The sequence below is a fragment of the Klebsiella sp. Sb-30 genome, from assembly GCF_057652795.1.
Window position 1 is genome coordinate 1,472,893 of the sequence record NZ_CM172749.1, and the last position, 19,660, is coordinate 1,492,552.

The following is a 19,660-nucleotide window of genomic DNA, read 5'->3' on the forward strand; positions in this document are numbered from 1 at the left end:
AACGATCTTAACGATGTGTGCCGGGGGGCGCAAATTTATACACAAAATGGCTGATCGGACTTGTTCGGCGTACAAGTGTACGCTATTGTGCGACTCGAAACTTAAAATAGTGTGACTTACAGAGGTATTGAATGAAACGTGCAGTGATTACTGGCCTGGGCATCGTTTCCAGCATCGGTAACAACCAGCAGGAAGTCCTGGAATCTCTGCGTGAAGGGCGCTCGGGGATCACTTTCTCTCAAGAATTCAAAGATTCTGGTATGCGCAGCCACGTGTGGGGTAACGTTAAACTGGACACCACAGGTCTTATCGACCGCAAAGTGGTCCGTTTCATGAACGATGCCTCTATCTATGCTTATCTCTCTATGCAGCAGGCTGTAGCCGATGCTGGACTGAAAGAAGAAGTTTATCAGAACAACCCTCGCGTAGGCCTGATTGCCGGTTCCGGCGGTTCTTCAAAATCTCAGGTGTTTGGCGCAGATGCGATGCGTAGCCCACGCGGCCTGAAAGCAGTTGGTCCTTACGTTGTGACCAAAGCGATGGCTTCTGCGGTATCCGCTTGCCTCGCCACTCCGTTCAAAATCCACGGTGTGAACTATTCTATCAGCTCCGCTTGCGCGACTTCAGCTCACTGTATCGGCAGCGCGGTTGAACAAATTCAGCTTGGCAAACAGGACATCGTTTTTGCTGGCGGCGGCGAAGAGCTGTGCTGGGAAATGGCCTGTGAATTCGACGCCATGGGCGCACTGTCCACCAAATACAACGAAACGCCGGATAAAGCATCCCGCACTTATGATGCGCACCGCGACGGTTTTGTTATCGCCGGCGGCGGCGGTATGGTTGTGGTTGAGGAGCTGGAGCATGCTCTGGCGCGCGGCGCGCACATCTATGCCGAAGTGGTCGGCTACGGCGCAACGTCTGACGGTGCGGACATGGTTGCTCCGTCTGGTGAAGGCGCAGTACGTTGTATGAAACAGGCAATGGCCGGTGTAGACACGCCGATTGACTACCTGAACTCCCACGGAACCTCGACTCCGGTCGGTGACGTGAAAGAACTGGGTGCCATTCGCGAAGTCTTCGGCGACCACAGCCCGGCTATCTCTGCGACCAAAGCGATGACCGGCCACTCTCTGGGCGCCGCGGGCGTGCAGGAAGCGATCTACTCTCTGCTGATGCTGGAACATGGCTTTATTGCGCCAAGCATTAACATCGAAGAGATGGATGAGCAGGCGGCGGGTCTGAACATCGTCACCAAACCGACTGAACAAGCGCTGACGACCGTGATGTCCAACAGCTTCGGTTTCGGCGGCACCAACGCCACGCTGGTGATGCGTAAACACACGGCATAATCGGCTGGTTATCCAACCGGTATGTCAAAAGGTAGCCTGCGGGCTAATGCGGGTCACTGAAAGGTGACCCGCATTTTTTTTGCTTATTGCAGGCCAGGGCGATGCCGGTAAACGGTGGTTGGCGCCAACGTTTGTTGTTGCCAGAACGGCGGAATATTCCGTTCACCATGAGTCCCGCGTATTTCTGTTTCCTGCGCTGCAGGTGAACGGCCCAGGGCCGGTTTCGCCGGCATTGCGACAGGAAAATCGTCGCGACGCGATACCTTCGTCTCCGCCGTCTGGCTGTTCGGGGACGGCAAGAGGTAACCTCCCTGTAAGGCGGCCAGAGGGCAGGTCGAGACAGGGGGGGGAGTCCGGCCCGGTCCGCCAGATGAAGCCGGAGTGGAGCATACCGCGCAGCGGCCGTTTTCAGCGCAATGCCGGGGGGCATGGGGGCGAGCGAAACGCCCGCCATGCCGTTCACCCGCAGCGGGTGTGAGAACAGTGGCGGATGCATCGTGCACGGAACATACCGCAAAAGTGAACGGAATATCCCACGGAACACATACTTCAGAGTACGAAACCCCTCTCGCGCAAACCAGCGTAAAAACGACATCCCTGGCTCAACCGCGGCCTAAAGGAGAGAGACTCCTGCAGAGTGTTGAAAATCTGACAGCGCCGCATCAAAAACGGTAATCTCTTTGAGATGACGGATACTTATACCTTCGCCGGATCGTTCAACCGATCCTGAAACCATCGCCATTAGCCTGCGGGCTCCCTTTTTTTGTCGGCTTGACAGAGCCGAACCTCTACAGGCAAACTGCTGCGAAACATTATCCCCCCGGTAATGCGTAAGCGTTTAACGTCAACCAACGCGCCTTAACCCTGATAATCAGGTGGAGGGGGCGTGGCTACTACCTCGCCTTACTCTGCGAACTGGAGTAAAGCATGTCCGCAGCGACTGAAACAACAAATACCTCGTCAGCGAATATTCCATTATTTCGTATTACCTTTGCCGTTTTTCTGACCTATATGACCGTCGGCCTGCCGCTACCCGTGATCCCGCTCTTTGTCCACCATGAGCTGGGCTTCGGCAATACGCTGGTCGGCGTAGCGGTGGGCATTCAGTTTCTGGCGACGGTGCTGACCCGTGGCTACGCCGGTCGTCTGGCCGATCAACATGGCGCCAAGCGTTCGGTGCTGCAGGGTATGCTTGCCTGCGCATTAGCCGGGGCGGCGTGGCTGCTGGCCGCGTTACTGCCGGTTTCCGTGCTGGTCAAATTTGCGCTGCTGGTACTGGGGCGTTTGATCCTCGGATTTGGTGAAAGCCAGCTGTTGACCGGAAACCTGAGCTGGGGACTGGGGCTGGTTGGTCCCGCGCGTTCAGGCAAGGTCATGTCCTGGAACGGGATGGCGATGTACGGCTCATTGGCCGTGGGCGCGCCGCTGGGACTGATGATCTACTCGCATTTTGGCGTTGTGGTTCTCGCCTGCGTCACGATGGGACTACCGCTGCTGGCGCTGGCAATCAATGGTACGGTCAGTAAAGTTCCGGCGCACGGCGGCGAACGGCCATCGCTATGGAGCGTCGTCGGTATGATCTGGCGTCCGGGCATCGGTCTGGGGCTGCAAGGGGTGGGGTTTGCCGTGATTGGTACCTTTGTCTCACTCTATTTCGCCAGCCGCGGCTGGGCGATGGCGGGCTTCACGCTGACCGCGTTTGGCGGCGCCTTTGTGCTGATGCGTATCCTGTTTGGCTGGATGCCGGATCGCTTTGGCGGCATAAAAGTGGCGATGGTGTCGCTGCTGATCGAGGCCATTGGCCTGACGCTGCTGTGGCTGGCGCCAGATGCCTGGGTTGCCCTGGCCGGTGCGGCGTTGACCGGTTGCGGCTGCTCGCTCATCTTCCCGTCCCTTGGCGTTGAAGTCGTCAAACGCGTACCGGCTCAGGTTCGCGGTACCGCGCTCGGCGGCTATGCGGCCTTTCAGGATATTTCATACGGTGTCACCGGCCCGCTTGCCGGGCTGCTCGCCACGTCGCTGGGCTACTCTTCTGTTTTTCTGGCGGGGGCAATATGCGCGGTTCTGGGCATTTTCATGACGCTGTTCTCCCTACGTCAATAACGTGATTCCCGGTCTTCAGCGAGGGAGACCGGGGGCTTTCCGTGGAAGGTAATACTTCACCTGAAACTCAAACATGTTGGTATAGAGAATGGAATAGTCGATCGGCTGATGCTGCTCATCAATCGCCTGAGTTTGCATTTTGATGATCGGATCTTTGGTACTGATATGCAGCAGCGTGGCCAGTTCCGGGGAGGGGAGTATCGGCACAATGGATTCGTAGCAACCGTCAATTCGTATCCCGCATTCGTTTTCTATATACGAGAACTTCGACTTTTTCATATGGGCGATGGTCAGGTCAGGAAAGCGCGTTGCCGAGAGCCAGGTTTCTTCTAATTGCATCGCAATGTTATCGATAAAACGCAATCTTTTAGCATAATATACAAGTTCACCGTGCTGTAACTGCAAACCTTTCGCGATTTCTTGCGAGGCGGTTTGCAATTCAAATTTGAGAATTTGACTAGAGGGCGTTTTGCCTTCGTTGCGGGCAATTTCGGTAAAACTGTCTAAATGCGTCACCGATGCCTGGAAATGTTTATTTCTAATCCAGGTCCCCGAACCGTGTCGCCGCTCGATTAAACCCTCCTCCTCCAGAGCCTTTAGCGCCTTACGTAGTGTATTTCGCGAAACATCATAAAGTTCTGCTAATTCTTTTTCTGATGGCAGAAGATCGCCAATGCTATAGAGCGGACTATTAATTTTGTTTTTCAGTAAATTAACTACATTTTTATAAACCACTTTTGAACCTCAATAATCCCTTTTAAAACATTGGGTTGTTGTTATGCATCGTTAAATTTACGCCAACACGTTCATTTTTTTCCTGGTTTCTGAACAACTTTTCTCTTGCTAACTGTGATCGCAACTGCGGATAAGAAAATTAACAATTATTACAGTGCTCGTCAATTGAGACTGATGAACAGGAAAGGGAAGGAAAATGAAAAATATATTGTTAGTTTGTGCTGCCGGGATGTCCACCAGTATGTTAGTGAAACGCATGCAGGAGCATGCTGCGGCGTCAGGGATTGCGGTAAATATCAATGCGCTGGCCATTTCTGAAGCCAAAGAAAAAATCAAAAAAAACGCAGTGGATGTGGTTTTATTAGGGCCGCAGGTTCGTTTCCAGAAAAGTGAAATAGAAGAGGTGGCTCACGGTAAAATGCCGGTTGCGGTTATTGATATGAAATATTACGGGCAAATGGATGGCCCGGCGGTGTTAGACAGTGCGCTTACCTTACTGGCCAATAAATAATTCTTTGTCTATTACCCCGGTTAACGCCTGAATTTCAGCGTCGTGCCGCCGGATACCTCTGCTCCAGTGCTGGGGCGCTATCGCAGATTATCGATAAAAATAAGGGTTCATCATGAGTTTTATGAATGCCTTTGAACGCGGCATGGAGAAAATCCTTGTCCCCGTGGCTATAAAACTAAATTCTCAGATTCACGTATCGGCGATTCGGGATGCATTTATTTTATCCTTCCCAATCGTGATGGCCAGTTCGCTGATTATCTTAATTAACTTTGCAATATTGTCTCCTGATGGTTTTATTGCCAGCATTTTACATTTGGGAACAATATTCCCGAATCTTGCTGATGCACAGCAAATTTTTACCCCGGTGATGAATGGCTCAGTCAATATTATGGCAATATTGATTACCTTTCTCGTCGCGCGCAATATCGCGATTAGCTTCCAGCAGGACGATCTGCTGTGCGGACTAACGGCGATTGGCGCCTTTTTTGTGGTCTATACACCTTATACCATCATCGATGGTCAGGCTTATCTGACGACAAAATATCTCGGGCCGCAGGGGCTGTTTGTAGCCATTATCGTTGCGCTGATCTCCAGCGAGGTCTTTTGCCGGCTGGCGCGTAACCCGAAAGTGACCATTACGATGCCGGCAGCGGTACCGCCGGCGGTGGCACGCTCGTTCAAGGTGCTGCTGCCGATCTTCTTTGTGATGATTTTCTTTTCCATCATGAACTACCTGCTGACCCGCATCTCGCCGAACGGCCTTAACGATCTGATCTATACGCTGATTCAGGCGCCGCTGAAGGATATGGGGACCAACATTATCACCGTTCTGATTCTGGGGCTGGTGGCAAACTTCCTGTGGGTGCTGGGGATCCACGGGCCCAATACCGTTGCGGCGATTCGGGAAACTATTTTCTCGGAAGCGAATCTGGAAAACCTCTCCTATGCGGCCTCACACGGCACCACATGGGGGGCGCCTTATCCGATAACCTGGACCGGCATCAACGATGCGTTCGCCAACTGCGGCGGCTCGGGGATGACGCTGGGGCTGCTGCTGGCCATCTTCATCGCTTCGCGGCGTAAGGATTATCGCGATCTGGCGAAAATGGCCTTCGTACCGGGTTTGTTCAATATCAACGAACCGGTGATGTTTGGTTTACCGATCGTCCTGAACCCGATTCTGGTGATTCCGTTTATCCTGGTTCCTTTCATTAACTCGTTGATTGGTTACTTCTTTATTAGCATGGAGTTTATTCCGCCGATTGCCTATGCGGTTCCGTGGACCACGCCAGGTCCGCTGATTGCCTTCTTTGGGACCGGCGGTAACTGGTTAGCGCTCTTTGTCGGCATTCTGTGCCTCGCTGTTTCAACGCTGATCTATTTACCGTTTGTGATTGCGGCGAACAAGGTGAATACCGCAGCGGCCGCTGAGTAATAAAAAACGTGGGGAAATAAATATGTTTGCTGATGAAAGCACGGTGATGGAACTGCTTATCCATGCCGGACAGGCCCGCTCGGATGCAATGGAGGCCATCGCCGCCTCGCGCCGCCGGGAATGGGAGACCGTTGAGACGCTAATGGCCAGCTCAGAAATGGCCTGCCGGGAGGCGCACAAGATACAAACGGCGCTGATTGGTCTGGATGAAGGCTGCGGGAAAATGACCGTCAATCTCATTCTGGTTCACGCGCAGGACCATTTAATGACCGCGATGCTGTGCCAGGACTTAGCCAAAGAAATTATTGCGCTGCGACAAGAAATCTCTGCCTGACTTTCCCTGCCTTCAGTCATCCGGCTGAAGGCGTATTATAAAAATATGCAAGGTACTCTATGTATTCAAGTCAATTGAAGGTTAGCTTATTGTCTCTATCGGTACTTCTGGCTATTTCGTCACCCGCTGTTTTAGCAGCGAAATTAACGATTGAACAACGTCTTGAATTGCTGGAATCAGAATTATCAGCCAATAAAAAAGAATTGCAAAAAACGCAATCACAATTATCGACATATAAAGATAAAGTGGCCGTGTTGCAAAAAAGTATAAAAGAGAATGAACAAAGAAATGTCACCGCGGGTTACCCGACGGCGACCTCTCCGGTGGCAGAAAATATCGCCAATGAAAATAATGAAATCAGCCAACGGGCGGCGCCGGCAGAAGTCAAAGCGACACAGCAGGTGGCGGTCATTAATACCGACGGCAAGAAGGCGAAAGTTGAGAGCGTGACCATGAAGGATCTCAGCAAATTCGTCAAAGAGGATATTGGCTTCAGCTATCAGGGTTATCTACGTTCCGGCTGGGGCATCTCAAATCACGGGTCGTCGCAGACCTATGCGGCGGGTTCGCTGGGCCGTTTTGGTAATGAAATGAGCGGCTGGTTTGATTTGACCTTAAATCAGCGGGTTTATAACCAGGATGGGAAAACCGCCAATGCCGTCGTGACCTACGATGGTAATGTTGGTGAGCAGTATAACGATGCCTGGTTTGGCGACACCAATAACGAAAACATTCTTCAGTTCAGCGATATCTATCTCACCACCAAAGGATTCCTGCCGTTTGCGCCGGAGGCTGATTTTTGGGTAGGTAAACACAAGCTGCCGGAGTATGAAATCCAGATGCTTGACTGGAAATCGTTGACCACCGATGTTGCAGCCGGTATCGGGATCCAGAACTGGGCGCTGGGCGTCGGGCAGCTTGACGCGTCTCTCAGCCGCAATGATGTGGATGTTTATTCGCGTGATTTCACGCAGACCACACAAATGAACACCAATTCGGTGGATCTGCGCTATCGCAACATTCCGCTGTGGAAAAACGGCTCGCTGTCGTTGATGGGCAAATATGCTTTTGCAAACAAGAATGATGAACAGGAGAAAAACGAGGAGAACAATAACTACTTTACGCTCAAGGATAGCTGGATGGCCACCGGGATCATCCGTCAGGAGCTGGCGCGTAAGGGCTTTAATGAATTTACGCTCCAGGTGGCGAATAACTCTTATGCCAGCAGTTTCTCGAACTTCTCCGGCGCCAGTAACTCCATGGCTCACGGGCGCTACTACTATGGCGATCATACTAACGGCGTCACTTTACGTTTGATTTCACAGGGCGAAATGTACCTGGCCGATCGCGTGATTATGGCCAATGCGCTGGTCTGGTCGCACGGGAACGATATCTACAGTTACGAAAGCGGCGCGCATAGCGATTTTGACAGCTTCCGCGCGGTGATTCGTCCGGCGTGGATTTGGGATACCTGGAATCAGACCGGGGTGGAGTTAGGCTGGTTTGCGCAGAAAAACAAAACGGAGCAAGGCAAGGATTTGAAAGAATCGGCGTATAAAACGACGCTCTATCATGCGCTGAAAGTCGGGCCGAGTCTGTTAGGTTCGCGACCGGAAATTCGTTTCTACGGGACCTATATCAATATTCTGGATAACGACCTGTCACAGTACCGGTTCAACGACGACAGCAAAGATGAATTGATGCTGGGCGTGCAGGCTGAGGTGTGGTGGTAATTGCCTCATCAAGACACCAACGCCCGCATCGTGCGGGCGTTTGAGTATAAAGATAACCGCCACCGATACCCTGTCTGCCGGCCAGCAACGCGGAATTACATCACCAGCCAGAGCAGAGCGATAAGCAGTATCAATACCAGAACAATCACTCCCGGCTTTTTGAGCCGCCCGACGAGCGAAGAGGGTTCCGGCGGCAGCGCGGGAATGGCCAGCGTTTCTTGCGCCCGGGCGACACGAAGCACAAAGACCTTATTCAGCAGCGTCAGAATCTGCGTTGCGCTCAACGCCGTTTGCGGCGTGACGTGCCAGTTGTGCTGGGCGAAATCGACGATCTTTTGCCACTCCTGCGCTTCCAGCGGCTGCTTCAGCGCCGCCTGCAGAGAGGTCAGGGTCGGGGCTGACTGCGCGCTGAGCGTCTGCCGCGCCTGTAGCCAGTAGGAGAGGGGAGTGAAGTGGGTTGCCGGAATCAGCTCACCGGTTTTTACACCGCACAGCTCCAGCATTGACTGCCAGATCAGTTTCCCGGGTTCGCCGGTTGCGGCGGCAAGACGACTTACCTGCTGATTAAGCGTGTTGTGCTCCGCGGGCAACAGCGGGCGCAGAGTCGGCTGGCGCTGCTGCGGCTGAGGGATCGACAGCTGGCCGTTTTGCAGGAGCTGCAGCATATTTTGCAACTGCTCCTGCGTCAGCGCATGCAGCGTCGTTTGCCCATAATGCTGGCGAATATAATCGCTCACTGCCTGACGGTTGTTCCCCTGACTCAGCAACTCGCTCAACTGCGCCAGAATCTGGCGCTGATGGTGATTTTGCTGCGCCACGGTTACGCGTTGATTCAGGTTGTTTTCGGCAGCGCTAAAGTGGCACGCCAGCAGCGGCGCATCGCCTTTGAGCCCCAGATCGTGCTTGATTCCCGCCCACACTTCCGCGTTCTGCTGCGAAGTTAACGCGACCAGGCGCGTAATCAGTCGCTCGAGAACGGTACGTTGTTGCATGGTTAGCGCGGGCTCTCCGGCGACGGAAGCGCCGGTTCCCGGGGGACGATCGGACATACCTGAAACGGGTTGTGTCATATTAATCCTTTCCGTATTGCTGTACAGAGGCCCGGTGATGATGTTCCTGGCGGCGAGATTATGGCACACTTCCCCGGTTTACTCTCGTTCTCAGACAGGTACTGAACCGTGAAAATCCTCGTTGATGAAAATATGCCCTATGCCCGCGAGCTTTTTAGTCGCCTGGGCGAAGTCGAGGCGGTCCCCGGCCGTCCCGTCCCCGTCGACGCGCTGACCGGCGCCGATGCGTTGATGGTTCGCTCGGTCACGAAAGTCAATGAAGCGCTGCTCGCCGGCAAGGCAATTAAATTCGTGGGCACCGCGACAGCCGGTACCGATCATGTCGATCAGACGTGGCTGCAGCAGGCCGGAATTGGCTTTTCTGCCGCGCCCGGTTGCAATGCGATAGCGGTCGTAGAATATGTTTTCTCGGCGCTGCTGATGCTGGCTGAGCGCGACGGTTTCGCGCTGACCGATCGTACCGTCGGCATCGTCGGCGTTGGCAACGTCGGTGGGCGCCTGCAAAAGCGTCTGGAAGCGCTGGGGATCAAAACGCTGTTGTGCGATCCGCCGCGTGCCGACCGGGGCGATGAAGGCGACTTCCGTACCCTGGATGAGCTGGTAGAGGAAGCGGACGTTCTGACGTTCCACACGCCTTTATATAAAGAAGGTCGTTACAAAACCCTGCATCTGGCGGATGAGGCGCTGATTCGCCGTCTGAAACCGGGAAGCGTACTGATCAATGCCTGCCGCGGACCGGTGGTGGATAACGGCGCGCTGCTGGCCTGTCTACAAAGCGGGCAGGCGTTGAGCGTCGTGCTTGATGTCTGGGAACCTGAGCCGGATTTGAACCTTGCGCTGCTGGATCGCGTAGATATTGGCACCGCGCACATCGCGGGCTACACCCTCGAAGGCAAAGCGCGCGGGACGACGCAGGTGTTTGAAGCCTACAGCGCCTTTATCGGCCATCCGCAACAGGTGGCGCTGGACACGTTGCTGCCCGCCCCGGAGTTTGGCCGCATTACCCTGCACGGCGCGCTCGATCAGCCAACGCTGAAACGATTGGTGCATTTGGTGTATGATGTGCGCCGCGATGATGCGCCGCTGCGAAAAGTGGCCGGCGTGCCGGGTGAGTTTGACAAGCTGCGCAAAAATTATCAGGAACGCCGCGAATGGTCATCACTGTACGTGCAGTGCAGCGATGTGCAGGCGGCGACGCTGCTGCGTCAGCTCGGTTTTAATGCCGTACATCACCCCATTCGTTAATGTCTTCTTAATGACCCTGTTGGATACTCCGGCAGGGTCGCTTTTCTCTGGAGTAAACCACCATGTCTGAAGGCTGGAATATTGCCGTACTGGGCGCAACGGGCGCCGTCGGCGAAGCCCTGCTCGACACCCTTGCTGAACGTCAGTTCCCGGTGGGTGATATCTATGCGCTGGCGCGCAATGAGAGCGCGGGAGAGCATCTGCGTTTTAGCGGTAAGTCGGTGATCGTGCAGGATGCTGCCGTATTTGACTGGACCCAGGTACAGCTGGCCTTTTTTGCCGCCGGCGTTGAAGCGACGGCGGCCTATGTTGATGAGGCGACCAATGCCGGTTGTCTGGTTATCGATCTCAGCGGTCTGTTTGCGCTGGAGCCGGACGTACCGCTGGTTGTGCCGGAAGTGAACCCGTTTGTGCTGGCCGATTATCGCAATCGCAACGTCATCGCCGTCGCCAACAGCCTGACCAGCCAGCTGCTGACGGCGCTGAAACCGCTGATCGATGAAGGCGGCCTGTCGCGTATCAGCGTGACCAGCCTGATCTCCGCTTCCGCATACGGTAAAAAAGCCGTTGATGCGCTGGCGGGGCAGAGCGCGAAGCTGCTCAACGGTATGCCAATCGATGATGAAGATTTCTTTGGCCGTCAGCTGGCGTTTAACATGCTGCCGCTGCTGCCGGATCGTGAAGGTAGCGTGCGCGAAGAGCGCCGTATTGTCGATGAAGTTCGTAAGATCCTCCAGGATGAAGGATTGATGGTTTCAGCCAGCGTCGTGCAGTCGCCGGTGTTCTACGGTCATGCGCAGATGGTGAACTTCGAAGCGATGCGTCCGCTGGCGGCAGAAGAGGCTCGCGATGCCTTCACTCGCGGCGAAGATATTGAGCTCTCCGCCGAGCGCGAATTCCCGACTCAGGTCGGCGATGCTTCAGGTACTGCGCAACTCTCCGTCGGCTGTGTACGCAATGATTACGGCATGCCGGAACAGATTCAGTTCTGGTCCGTTGCCGATAACGTCCGCTTCGGCGGCGCGCTGATGGCGGTGAAAATCGCGGAGAAACTGGTGCAGGAGTATTTGTACTGATGTCTGAGATGGAGCAGCAGCCGGTCTATAAAATCGCGCTGGGCATCGAGTACGACGGCAGCAAATATTACGGCTGGCAGCGGCAAAACGAAGTTCGCAGCGTGCAGGAGAAGCTGGAAAAGGCGCTCTCGCAGGTGGCAAATGAACCGATTAACGTATTCTGCGCCGGTCGCACCGACGCCGGTGTTCATGGCACCGGCCAGGTTGTGCATTTTGAGACCCACGCGCTGCGCAAAGACGCGGCCTGGACGCTGGGGGTCAATGCGAATTTGCCGGGCGATATCGCCGTCCGTTGGGTGAAACATGTCCCGGACGATTTTCACGCCCGCTTCAGCGCCACCGCGCGTCGCTACCGTTACGTCATCTATAATCACCGTCTGCGTCCGGCGGTGTTAAGCCAGGGCGTCACCCATTATCATCAGCCTCTGGATGCGGAGCGGATGCAGCGCGCCGCCCAGTGTTTGCTGGGTGAAAATGATTTCACCTCATTTCGCGCGGTGCAGTGTCAGTCGCGCACGCCGTGGCGAAATATTAACCATATTAGCGTCACGCGGTATGGCGCGTATGTGGTGGTGGATATCAAAGCGAATGCCTTTGTACATCATATGGTAAGGAACATTGTCGGCAGCCTGATGGAAGTAGGGGCCGGGAACCAGCCAGAGAGCTGGATAGCAGAACTTCTGGCGGCGAAAGACAGGAAGCTGGCCGCCGCGACGGCAAAAGCAGAAGGGTTGTATCTGGTGTCGGTAGATTATCCGGCCCGCTACGACCTGCCGGTGATGCCGATGGGCCCGCTGTTTCTGGCGGACTAACATTAACGCTTTATCCTTCAGGCTGCCCGCTTGTTGGCCGCATCTGAGCGTTCCGGTCGGGGAATTATTTCTGCGACCGGAAACGAGCGGTTTGTTGTCGCACGGCATCCTGGCCGATTTTGTGTCGTGTCATTAAGGACTCATACAATATGGACCTGATTCGCTTTTTAATTGATTTCATCCTGCATATTGATGTTCATCTGGCTGAGCTGGTTGCCAGTTATGGCGTCTGGGTATACGCCATTCTGTTTTTGATTCTGTTCTGTGAAACGGGTCTGGTGGTGACGCCATTCCTGCCCGGCGATTCGCTGCTGTTCGTGGCCGGCGCGCTGTCGGCGCTGCCGACGAACGATCTGAACGTGCATCTGATGGTGGCATTGATGGTCATTGCGGCCATTGTCGGCGATGCGCTGAACTACACTATCGGACGGCTGTTTGGCGAAAAGCTCTTCAGTAATCCTGATTCGAAGATTTTCCGACGTAGCTACCTGGATAAAACCCATTCGTTCTATGAGCGTCACGGCGGCAAAACGATTATTCTTGCGCGTTTTGTGCCGATCGTCAGAACCTTCGCACCGTTTGTGGCGGGAATGGGCCATATGTCCTATCGTCATTTTGCCGCGTATAACGTGGTTGGCGCGCTGCTGTGGGTTCTGCTGTTTACCTATGCAGGCTACCTGTTTGGCGATTTGCCGATCGTTCAGGAAAACCTGAAGCTGCTGATTGTCGCCATTATTGTTCTGTCGGTGCTGCCTGGGGTCATTGAAATTATTCGCCACAAGCGCGCGGCGGCGAAGCAGACGAAATAACCCTCCTGCTTTTATCTGCGTCGGGCAGCAGCCTGCTGCCCGAAGAGGGAAGTGTGAGCGGTACGACCACTTTTTTATCCCATGTTACGGGATGTTATGATTTAATGTGCAACATTCATGGTCTGTAAGGGTCAAAAATGGCATTATGCGCCCCTTACGACAAAACTGGCATCGACCAGGTTCAGGCAGAAAGGTTATCAATGAGCTGGATTGAACGAATTAAAAGCAATATCACTCCCACCCGCAAGGCAAGCATTCCTGAGGGTGTATGGACTAAGTGCGACAGCTGCGGGCAGGTTCTGTACCGCGCAGAGCTGGAGCGCAACCTGGAGGTTTGCCCTAAGTGCGATCACCACATGCGTATGTCGGCGCGTAATCGCCTGCATAGCCTGTTGGACGAAGGTTCCCTGGTGGAGCTGGGAAGCGAGCTCGAGCCGAAAGATGTGCTGAAGTTCCGCGATTCGAAAAAATACAAAGACCGTCTGGCGTCCGCTCAAAAAGAGACCGGTGAAAAAGATGCGCTGGTGGTCATGAAGGGCACTCTGCACGAGATGCCGGTTGTCGCAGCAGCATTCGAATTCTCCTTTATGGGCGGCTCGATGGGCTCGGTGGTTGGCGCTCGCTTCGTGCGCGCGGTAGAACAGGCGCTGGAAGATAATTGCCCGCTGATTTGCTTCTCCGCTTCCGGCGGCGCGCGTATGCAGGAAGCGCTGATGTCGCTGATGCAGATGGCGAAAACCTCAGCCGCGCTGGCGAAAATGCAGGAGCGCGGTTTACCGTATATCTCCGTACTGACCGACCCGACCATGGGCGGCGTATCGGCGAGCTTCGCCATGCTGGGCGATCTCAATATCGCGGAACCGAAAGCGCTGATCGGCTTTGCGGGGCCTCGCGTTATCGAGCAGACCGTACGTGAGAAACTGCCGCCGGGCTTCCAGCGCAGTGAGTTCCTGATTGAAAAAGGGGCGATCGATATGATCGTTCGTCGCCCGGAAATGCGTCTGAAGCTGGCCAGCATTCTGGCGAAGCTGATGAATCTTCCGGCACCCAGCCAGGACGTCTCTCACGAAGGTGAGGTGGTGCCACCGGCACCGGATCAGGAACCAGAGGCCTGATAATTCGGAGGGCAGGCCTGACGGCGCTGCCCTTTTTTAATTCTATGCGCCATCATTCAAACTGCGGCGCGGCGGAAAGGCTAAAGCCCCGTCAGGGCCCGGTCCAATGGACAGCGCGGGTGACGAGCGCTGCCGGCAAGAGGCAGTTTGAAGGATGAAGCGTATTTACCGTTAACACTCGCGGACATCATGGAAAAAGAACCTATTCCTCAGGCCACGTCGCCCCTGGCTACGTGGCTTTCCTATCTGGAACATCTGCACAGTAAAACCATCGATCTGGGGCTGACCCGCGTGAGCGAAGTCGCCGAACGGATGGCGGTGTTAAAGCCTGCGCCGTTCGTCTTCACGGTGGCGGGAACCAACGGTAAAGGAACCACCTGCCGCACGCTGGAGTCTGTGCTGATCGCGGCGGGCTACAAGGTTGGGGTTTACAGTTCGCCGCATCTGGTGCGCTATACCGAGCGCGTACGCGTACAGGGCGCGGAGCTGCCGGAAGCGGCGCATACCGCCTCTTTTGCTGAAATTGAAGCGGCGCGCGGTGAGATTTCCCTGAGCTATTTCGAGTTTGGCACGCTCTCTGCCCTGTGGTTGTTTAAGCAGGCGCAGCTCGACGTGGTGATCCTTGAGGTTGGTCTCGGCGGGCGTCTTGATGCCACCAACATCGTCGATGCGGATGTGGCGGTGGTAACCAGCATCGCCCTGGATCATACTGACTGGCTGGGACCGGATCGGGAAAGCATTGGCCGTGAGAAGGCCGGTATTTTCCGTGCCGGCAAACCGGCCGTCGTTGGTGAACCGGAGATGCCCCATACCATCGCCGAGGTGGCCGCCGGGAAAGGGGCAACGCTTCTGCGTCGCGACGTCGACTGGCGCTATGTCGCCGGCGAGCAGACGTGGTCATTCAGTGACAGAGAGGGGACACTGGCGGATTTACCGTTGCCTCAGATTCCGCTGCCGAATGCCGCCACGGCGCTGGCGGCGCTGCGAGCCAGCCGACTCCAGGTGAGCGATCGGGCAATTCGCGACGGTATTAAACAGGCGATGCTGCCGGGGCGTTTTCAGATAATCAGCGAAACGCCGCGCGTGATTCTCGATGTGGCGCATAACCCCCATGCGGCAGCCTGGCTCGCCGGACGTCTCAAAAGCCTGTCGAAAACGGGGCGCGTGCTGGCGGTTGTTGGTATGCTGCATGATAAGGATATTGCCGGCACGCTGGCAAACCTGACGGCGGAAGTGGATAGCTGGTACTGTGCGCCTCTGGAAGGGCCGCGTGGTGCAACGGCGCAACAGCTGCAGGAGCATTTGCAGGCAGGAAAAGCTTACGCCAACGTGGCTCAGGCCTGGCATGCGGCGATGGCCGATGCCAGACCGGAAGATACGGTGCTGGTGTGTGGTTCATTCCATACGGTGGCGCATGTAATGGAAGAAATAGAGGCGGGGAGAATCGGTGGCGAGTAAGTTTCAGAACCGTTTAGTCGGGACGATTGTGCTGGTCGCGCTGGGGGTGATTATCCTCCCGGGGCTGCTTGATGGTCAGAAAAAGCATTATCAGGACGAGTTCGCGGCAATTCCACTGGTGCCAAAACCGGGCGATCGCGATGAGCCGGATATGCTGCCGGCGGCGACTCAGGCTCTTCCGGCTCAACCGCCGGAAGGGGCGGCGGAAGAGGTCAGAGCGGGAGACGCCGCGGCGCCGTCATTGGATCCGTCGCGTATCCCGGTTAACAGCAACAGTTTCGATGATGTGCAGGAGCCGGTGGTCGCACCGAAGCCGCAGCCCAAACCGCAGCCTCAACCGAAACCGCAGCCTCAGCCGTCGAAGCCGGTGGAGAAGCCGCAGCCGCAGCAACAAACCGTTGCCCAGACGCCGCCGGCGAAACCGGCCGAGATACCTGCTCCAACCGGCAAAGCCTATGTGGTGCAGCTCGGTGCGTTGAAGAATGCGGATAAGGTCAATGAAATCGTCGGTAAGCTGCGCTCCTCCGGGTTTAAGGTCTACACGTCGCCTTCGACGCCGGTTCAAGGTAAAATTACCCGTATTCTGGTCGGTCCTGATACCTCAAAAGATAAACTGAAAGGGCAGCTTGGCGACCTGAAACAGATCTCCGGCCTGAGCGGTGTGGTCATGGGATATAGCCCCAACTAATCTTGTCCCTCGCCGCGCTGGTGAGGGGCGAAGCTCCTGTCTGACGTGCTTTCAGGAGGCGCAAGACAGCATGGCGTTGAATGTTTTTTCAGCGCCATTTTTATTTCTGTAGGGCACGGAAATCCCTACGCAAACGTTTTCTTTTTCTGTTAGAATGCGCCCCGAACCGGATGACAGGGCGTAAATCGTGGGATGTTTATGGTCTGGATTGATTACGTCATTATAGCGGTGATTGGTTTTTCCTGTCTGGTAAGCCTGATCCGCGGCTTTGTTCGTGAAGCGTTATCGCTGGTAACCTGGGGATGTGCTTTCTTTGTCGCCAGTCATTACTACACTTACCTGGCTGTCTGGTTCACGGGCTTTGAAGACGAAATGGTCCGCAATGGGATTGCTATCGCGATACTGTTTATCGCAACGCTTATCGTTGGCGCCATCGTTAACTATGTGATTGGCGCACTGGTTGAGAAAACGGGCCTGTCGGGTACCGACAGGGTGTTAGGGATCTGTTTTGGCGCCCTGCGTGGCGTGCTGATTGTCTCTGCGATTCTGTTCTTTCTCGATAGTTTTACCGGTATGGCGAAAAGCGAAGACTGGCAAAAGTCAGAGCTTATCCCGCAGTTCAGTTTCGTTATCAGATGGTTTTTTGACTATCTGCAAAGCTCGTCAAGTTTCTTGCCCAAAGCATAAGCGTTGGGATGTGGCTGAACGAGGAAAAGACGTATGTGCGGTATTGTCGGTATCGCCGGTGTTATGCCGGTAAACCAGTCGATTTATGACGCGTTAACGGTGCTTCAGCATCGTGGCCAGGATGCCGCAGGCATCATCACTATTGATGCAAATAACTGTTTCCGTTTGCGTAAGGCGAACGGACTGGTGAGCGACGTTTTTGAAGCTCGCCACATGCAGCGTATGCAGGGCAATATGGGGATTGGCCATGTTCGCTATCCTACGGCGGGCAGTTCAAGTGCCTCCGAGGCGCAGCCTTTCTACGTCAACTCACCGTATGGTATTACGTTGGCGCATAACGGCAATCTGACCAACGCGCACGAGCTGCGTAAGAAGCTGTTTGAAGAAAAACGCCGCCATATCAACACCACTTCCGATTCTGAAATCCTGCTCAACATCTTCGCCAGCGAGCTGGATAACTTCCGTCATTATCCTCTGGAAGCAGATAACATTTTTGCCGCGATCGCTGCGACGAACCGTCAAATCCGCGGTGCCTACGCCTGCGTGGCGATGATCATTGGTCACGGTATGGTTGCCTTCCGCGATCCAAACGGCATCCGCCCTCTGGTGTTGGGGAAACGTGATGTTGGCGATGGTCGTACCGAGTATATGGTGGCCTCCGAGAGCGTGGCGCTGGATACCCTGGGCTTCGAATTCCTGCGCGATGTGGCGCCGGGTGAAGCGGTCTATATTACCGAGAAGGGCCAGCTGTTTACCCGTCAGTGCGCGGAGAATCCGGTCAGCAACCCGTGCCTCTTTGAGTACGTCTATTTTGCTCGCCCGGACTCGTTTATCGACAAGATTTCCGTCTACAGCGCGCGCGTCAATATGGGCACCAAACTGGGTGAGAAGATCGCTCGTGAATGGGAAGATCTGGACATTGACGTGGTCATTCCGATTCCGGAAACTTCCTGCGATATCGCGCTGGAAATTGCCCGTATCCTCGATAAGCCTTATCGCCAGGGCTTCGTGAAAAACCGTTACGTCGGCCGAACCTTCATCATGCCGGGCCAGCAGCTGCGCCGGAAGTCGGTGCGTCGTAAGCTTAATGCCAACCGCGCGGAGTTCCGGGATAAAAACGTGCTGCTGGTGGATGACTCCATCGTGCGTGGGACCACCTCGGAACAGATTATTGAGATGGCGCGCGAAGCCGGCGCGAAAAAGGTCTATCTGGCTTCCGCAGCGCCAGAGATTCGTTTCCCGAACGTTTACGGCATTGATATGCCGACGGCAACCGAGCTTATTGCCCACGGTCGCGAAGTGGACGAAATCCGCCAGATCATTGGCGCGGATGGCCTTATCTTCCAGGATCTGAACGATCTGATTGAGGCTGTACGTGTGGAAAATCCGGATATTCAGCAGTTTGAATGTTCGGTATTTAACGGCGTGTACGTCACTAAGGATGTGGACCAGCAGTACCTCGATTATCTCGACTCCTTACGTAATGACGATGCGAAAGCGGTGCAGCGTCTGAACGAAGTGGAAAACCTGGAGATGCACAACGAAGGCTAATTAACCCGAGCGTTGTGAAAAGCCCGCCGTCATCCGACCGCGGGCTTTTGTGTTTTTGCCGCGTGGCCGTAAGGCTTGCGTCCGGTGCTATAATCCGGCAAAGTCTGCCCCATTATGCGGAAGAGGCAATCATCGTGAAACGACTTATTATTGGTATCTCCGGCGCCAGCGGCGCCATTTACGGTGTGCGACTGCTTCAGATTTTACGCGATGTGCCTGATGTCGAAACGCATCTGATCATGAGCCAGGCAGCGCGGCAGACGCTGGCGCTGGAGACCGACTATTCTCTACGGGAAGTACAGGCGCTGGCGGATGTGGTCCATGATGCGCGCGATATCGCCGCCAGTATCTCGTCGGGGTCGTTTAAGACCGCCGGTATGGCGATACTGCCTTGCTCGGTGAAAACGCTTTCCGGAATTGTTCACAGCTATACCGATGGTCTGCTGACCCGTGCGGCGGACGTGGTCCTCAAAGAGCGTCGTCCGCTGGTCCTGTGCGTGCGGGAAACGCCGTTCCATCTTGGTCATCTGCGCCTGCTGGTGCAGGCCGCAGAGATGGGCGCGGTGATTATGCCGCCGGTTCCGGCTTTCTACCATCGCCCGCAAACCCTCGACGATGTGATTAACCAGACGGTCAACCGGGTTATCGATCAGTTCGATATTACCCTTCCGCAGGATCTTTTTACCCGTTGGCAGGGACCTTTGGGCGCACTAAAGTAGTGCGTGCCGTGAACTTTTGCGCCTCCGCAGTGCAATTTTGTCGCCCCGATCAAATCCTCAACATTTAATTTGTTTTTTTGCGTTCGGCCACTGCGGTTTGTCCGTCAATGCTGTTATCTTCCCTCTTAAGACAATCCTGCAACTTTATATTAACAAATTTAACGCTGTTTCCAGCACGCACTGAGAAGATGGCATAAAACCTGCAGGATGAGTCGGCTACACATAACGAA

Annotated in this window: 18 protein-coding genes; 16 read left to right on the plus strand and 2 right to left on the minus strand. The window is 54.9% G+C overall.

The genetic code is table 11. From position 1 onward, the window contains the following. Window positions 1-131 precede the first annotated feature (131 nt). Window positions 132-1,349, plus strand: coding sequence for a beta-ketoacyl-ACP synthase I (fabB, locus tag AC236I_RS07060; protein ID WP_004865242.1), 1,218 nt, complete (start codon window positions 132-134; stop codon window positions 1,347-1,349). A 927-nt stretch (window positions 1,350-2,276) separates the two neighbouring features. Beyond that, window positions 2,277-3,452: an MFS transporter gene (locus AC236I_RS07065; protein ID WP_004865239.1), complete on the plus strand. Its 1,176-nt coding sequence runs from the start codon at window positions 2,277-2,279 to the stop codon at window positions 3,450-3,452. Between the two features lie 15 nt (window positions 3,453-3,467). Here the strand turns inward: AC236I_RS07065 and AC236I_RS07070 are convergent, their stop codons facing one another. Then, on the minus strand, window positions 3,468-4,187 hold the full coding sequence (locus AC236I_RS07070) for a GntR family transcriptional regulator (protein WP_004865235.1): 720 nt from the start codon (window positions 4,185-4,187) through the stop codon (window positions 3,468-3,470). A 196-nt stretch (window positions 4,188-4,383) separates the two neighbouring features. Between AC236I_RS07070 and AC236I_RS07075 the strand changes: the two genes are divergently transcribed. From AC236I_RS07075 to AC236I_RS07090, 4 genes are all read left to right on the plus strand, one after another. Then, window positions 4,384-4,698, plus strand: coding sequence for a PTS sugar transporter subunit IIB (locus AC236I_RS07075; protein ID WP_004865232.1), 315 nt, complete (start codon window positions 4,384-4,386; stop codon window positions 4,696-4,698). Window positions 4,699-4,810: 112 nt separating this feature from the next. Next, on the plus strand, window positions 4,811-6,133 hold the full coding sequence (locus AC236I_RS07080) for a PTS sugar transporter subunit IIC (protein WP_004865230.1): 1,323 nt from the start codon (window positions 4,811-4,813) through the stop codon (window positions 6,131-6,133). Window positions 6,134-6,155: 22 nt separating this feature from the next. After that, the gene (locus tag AC236I_RS07085) at window positions 6,156-6,467 is read left to right on the plus strand and encodes a PTS lactose/cellobiose transporter subunit IIA (protein WP_004865228.1); all 312 of its coding nucleotides are present in this window, start codon (window positions 6,156-6,158) and stop codon (window positions 6,465-6,467) included. 59 nt (window positions 6,468-6,526) lie between these two features. Further along, window positions 6,527-8,200, plus strand: a complete 1,674-nt coding sequence (locus AC236I_RS07090; protein ID WP_127673666.1) for a carbohydrate porin — start codon at window positions 6,527-6,529, stop codon at window positions 8,198-8,200. Between the two features lie 95 nt (window positions 8,201-8,295). Here AC236I_RS07090 and flk read toward each other — a convergent pair whose 3' ends face one another. Further along, on the minus strand, window positions 8,296-9,270 hold the full coding sequence (gene flk, locus AC236I_RS07095; protein WP_044023501.1) for a flagella biosynthesis regulator Flk: 975 nt from the start codon (window positions 9,268-9,270) through the stop codon (window positions 8,296-8,298). A 108-nt stretch (window positions 9,271-9,378) separates the two neighbouring features. On the opposite strand from flk, the gene pdxB reads away from it, so the two are divergent. The 10 genes from pdxB to AC236I_RS07145 all read left to right on the plus strand — a co-directional run bounded on the left by pdxB (window position 9,379) and on the right by AC236I_RS07145 (window position 19,430). Continuing rightward, window positions 9,379-10,515 carry a 4-phosphoerythronate dehydrogenase PdxB gene (pdxB, locus tag AC236I_RS07100; RefSeq protein ID WP_048023246.1) on the plus strand — a complete coding sequence of 379 codons (1,137 nt, stop codon included), beginning with the start codon at window positions 9,379-9,381 and terminating at the stop codon, window positions 10,513-10,515. A gap of 62 nt (window positions 10,516-10,577) precedes the next feature. Next, the gene (locus tag AC236I_RS07105) at window positions 10,578-11,591 is read left to right on the plus strand and encodes an aspartate-semialdehyde dehydrogenase (protein ID WP_015583767.1); all 1,014 of its coding nucleotides are present in this window, start codon (window positions 10,578-10,580) and stop codon (window positions 11,589-11,591) included. Next, window positions 11,591-12,403 (plus strand): tRNA pseudouridine(38-40) synthase TruA, encoded by an 813-nt coding sequence (truA, locus tag AC236I_RS07110; RefSeq protein WP_015583768.1) that lies wholly within the window; start codon window positions 11,591-11,593, stop codon window positions 12,401-12,403. The genes AC236I_RS07105 and truA overlap by 1 nt, the downstream gene beginning before the upstream one ends. 149 nt (window positions 12,404-12,552) lie before the next feature. Then, window positions 12,553-13,212, plus strand: a complete 660-nt coding sequence (locus AC236I_RS07115) for a DedA family protein (protein ID WP_015583769.1) — start codon at window positions 12,553-12,555, stop codon at window positions 13,210-13,212. A 200-nt stretch (window positions 13,213-13,412) separates the two neighbouring features. Then, window positions 13,413-14,327, plus strand: a complete 915-nt coding sequence (accD, locus tag AC236I_RS07120; RefSeq protein WP_015583770.1) for an acetyl-CoA carboxylase, carboxyltransferase subunit beta — start codon at window positions 13,413-13,415, stop codon at window positions 14,325-14,327. 189 nt (window positions 14,328-14,516) lie between these two features. Next, window positions 14,517-15,785, plus strand: coding sequence for a bifunctional tetrahydrofolate synthase/dihydrofolate synthase (gene folC, locus AC236I_RS07125; protein ID WP_097357952.1), 1,269 nt, complete (start codon window positions 14,517-14,519; stop codon window positions 15,783-15,785). Next, window positions 15,775-16,473 carry a cell division protein DedD gene (dedD, locus tag AC236I_RS07130; protein WP_044350107.1) on the plus strand — a complete coding sequence of 233 codons (699 nt, stop codon included), beginning with the start codon at window positions 15,775-15,777 and terminating at the stop codon, window positions 16,471-16,473. The genes folC and dedD overlap by 11 nt, the downstream gene beginning before the upstream one ends. A gap of 198 nt (window positions 16,474-16,671) precedes the next feature. Next, a complete protein-coding gene (cvpA, locus tag AC236I_RS07135) occupies window positions 16,672-17,160 on the plus strand; it encodes a colicin V production protein (RefSeq protein ID WP_004865201.1) in 489 nt (162 codons plus the stop codon). A gap of 33 nt (window positions 17,161-17,193) precedes the next feature. After that, window positions 17,194-18,711: an amidophosphoribosyltransferase gene (gene purF / locus AC236I_RS07140; protein ID WP_015583773.1), complete on the plus strand. Its 1,518-nt coding sequence runs from the start codon at window positions 17,194-17,196 to the stop codon at window positions 18,709-18,711. 134 nt (window positions 18,712-18,845) lie between these two features. Beyond that, complete coding sequence (locus AC236I_RS07145) at window positions 18,846-19,430, plus strand: UbiX family flavin prenyltransferase (RefSeq protein ID WP_162660914.1); 585 nt, start codon at window positions 18,846-18,848, stop codon at window positions 19,428-19,430. Window positions 19,431-19,660: the final 230 nt, after the last annotated feature.

Excerpts from the sequence above, each read along its gene's own strand:
- fabB (WP_004865242.1), top strand. The coding sequence starts at position 132 with ATGAAACGTGCAGTGATTACTGGCCTGGGCATCGTTTCCAGCATCGGT.
- truA (WP_015583768.1), top strand. The coding sequence starts at position 11,591 with ATGTCTGAGATGGAGCAGCAGCCGGTCTATAAAATCGCGCTGGGCATC.
- AC236I_RS07065 (WP_004865239.1), top strand. The coding sequence starts at position 2,277 with ATGTCCGCAGCGACTGAAACAACAAATACCTCGTCAGCGAATATTCCA.
- flk (WP_044023501.1), bottom strand. The coding sequence starts at position 9,270 with ATGACACAACCCGTTTCAGGTATGTCCGATCGTCCCCCGGGAACCGGC.
- AC236I_RS07085 (WP_004865228.1), top strand. The coding sequence starts at position 6,156 with ATGTTTGCTGATGAAAGCACGGTGATGGAACTGCTTATCCATGCCGGA.
- AC236I_RS07080 (WP_004865230.1), top strand. The coding sequence starts at position 4,811 with ATGAGTTTTATGAATGCCTTTGAACGCGGCATGGAGAAAATCCTTGTC.
- purF (WP_015583773.1), top strand. The coding sequence starts at position 17,194 with ATGTGCGGTATTGTCGGTATCGCCGGTGTTATGCCGGTAAACCAGTCG.
- AC236I_RS07115 (WP_015583769.1), top strand. The coding sequence starts at position 12,553 with ATGGACCTGATTCGCTTTTTAATTGATTTCATCCTGCATATTGATGTT.
- folC (WP_097357952.1), top strand. The coding sequence starts at position 14,517 with ATGGAAAAAGAACCTATTCCTCAGGCCACGTCGCCCCTGGCTACGTGG.
- AC236I_RS07090 (WP_127673666.1), top strand. The coding sequence starts at position 6,527 with ATGTATTCAAGTCAATTGAAGGTTAGCTTATTGTCTCTATCGGTACTT.
- accD (WP_015583770.1), top strand. The coding sequence starts at position 13,413 with ATGAGCTGGATTGAACGAATTAAAAGCAATATCACTCCCACCCGCAAG.
- cvpA (WP_004865201.1), top strand. The coding sequence starts at position 16,672 with ATGGTCTGGATTGATTACGTCATTATAGCGGTGATTGGTTTTTCCTGT.
- AC236I_RS07105 (WP_015583767.1), top strand. The coding sequence starts at position 10,578 with ATGTCTGAAGGCTGGAATATTGCCGTACTGGGCGCAACGGGCGCCGTC.
- AC236I_RS07075 (WP_004865232.1), top strand. The coding sequence starts at position 4,384 with ATGAAAAATATATTGTTAGTTTGTGCTGCCGGGATGTCCACCAGTATG.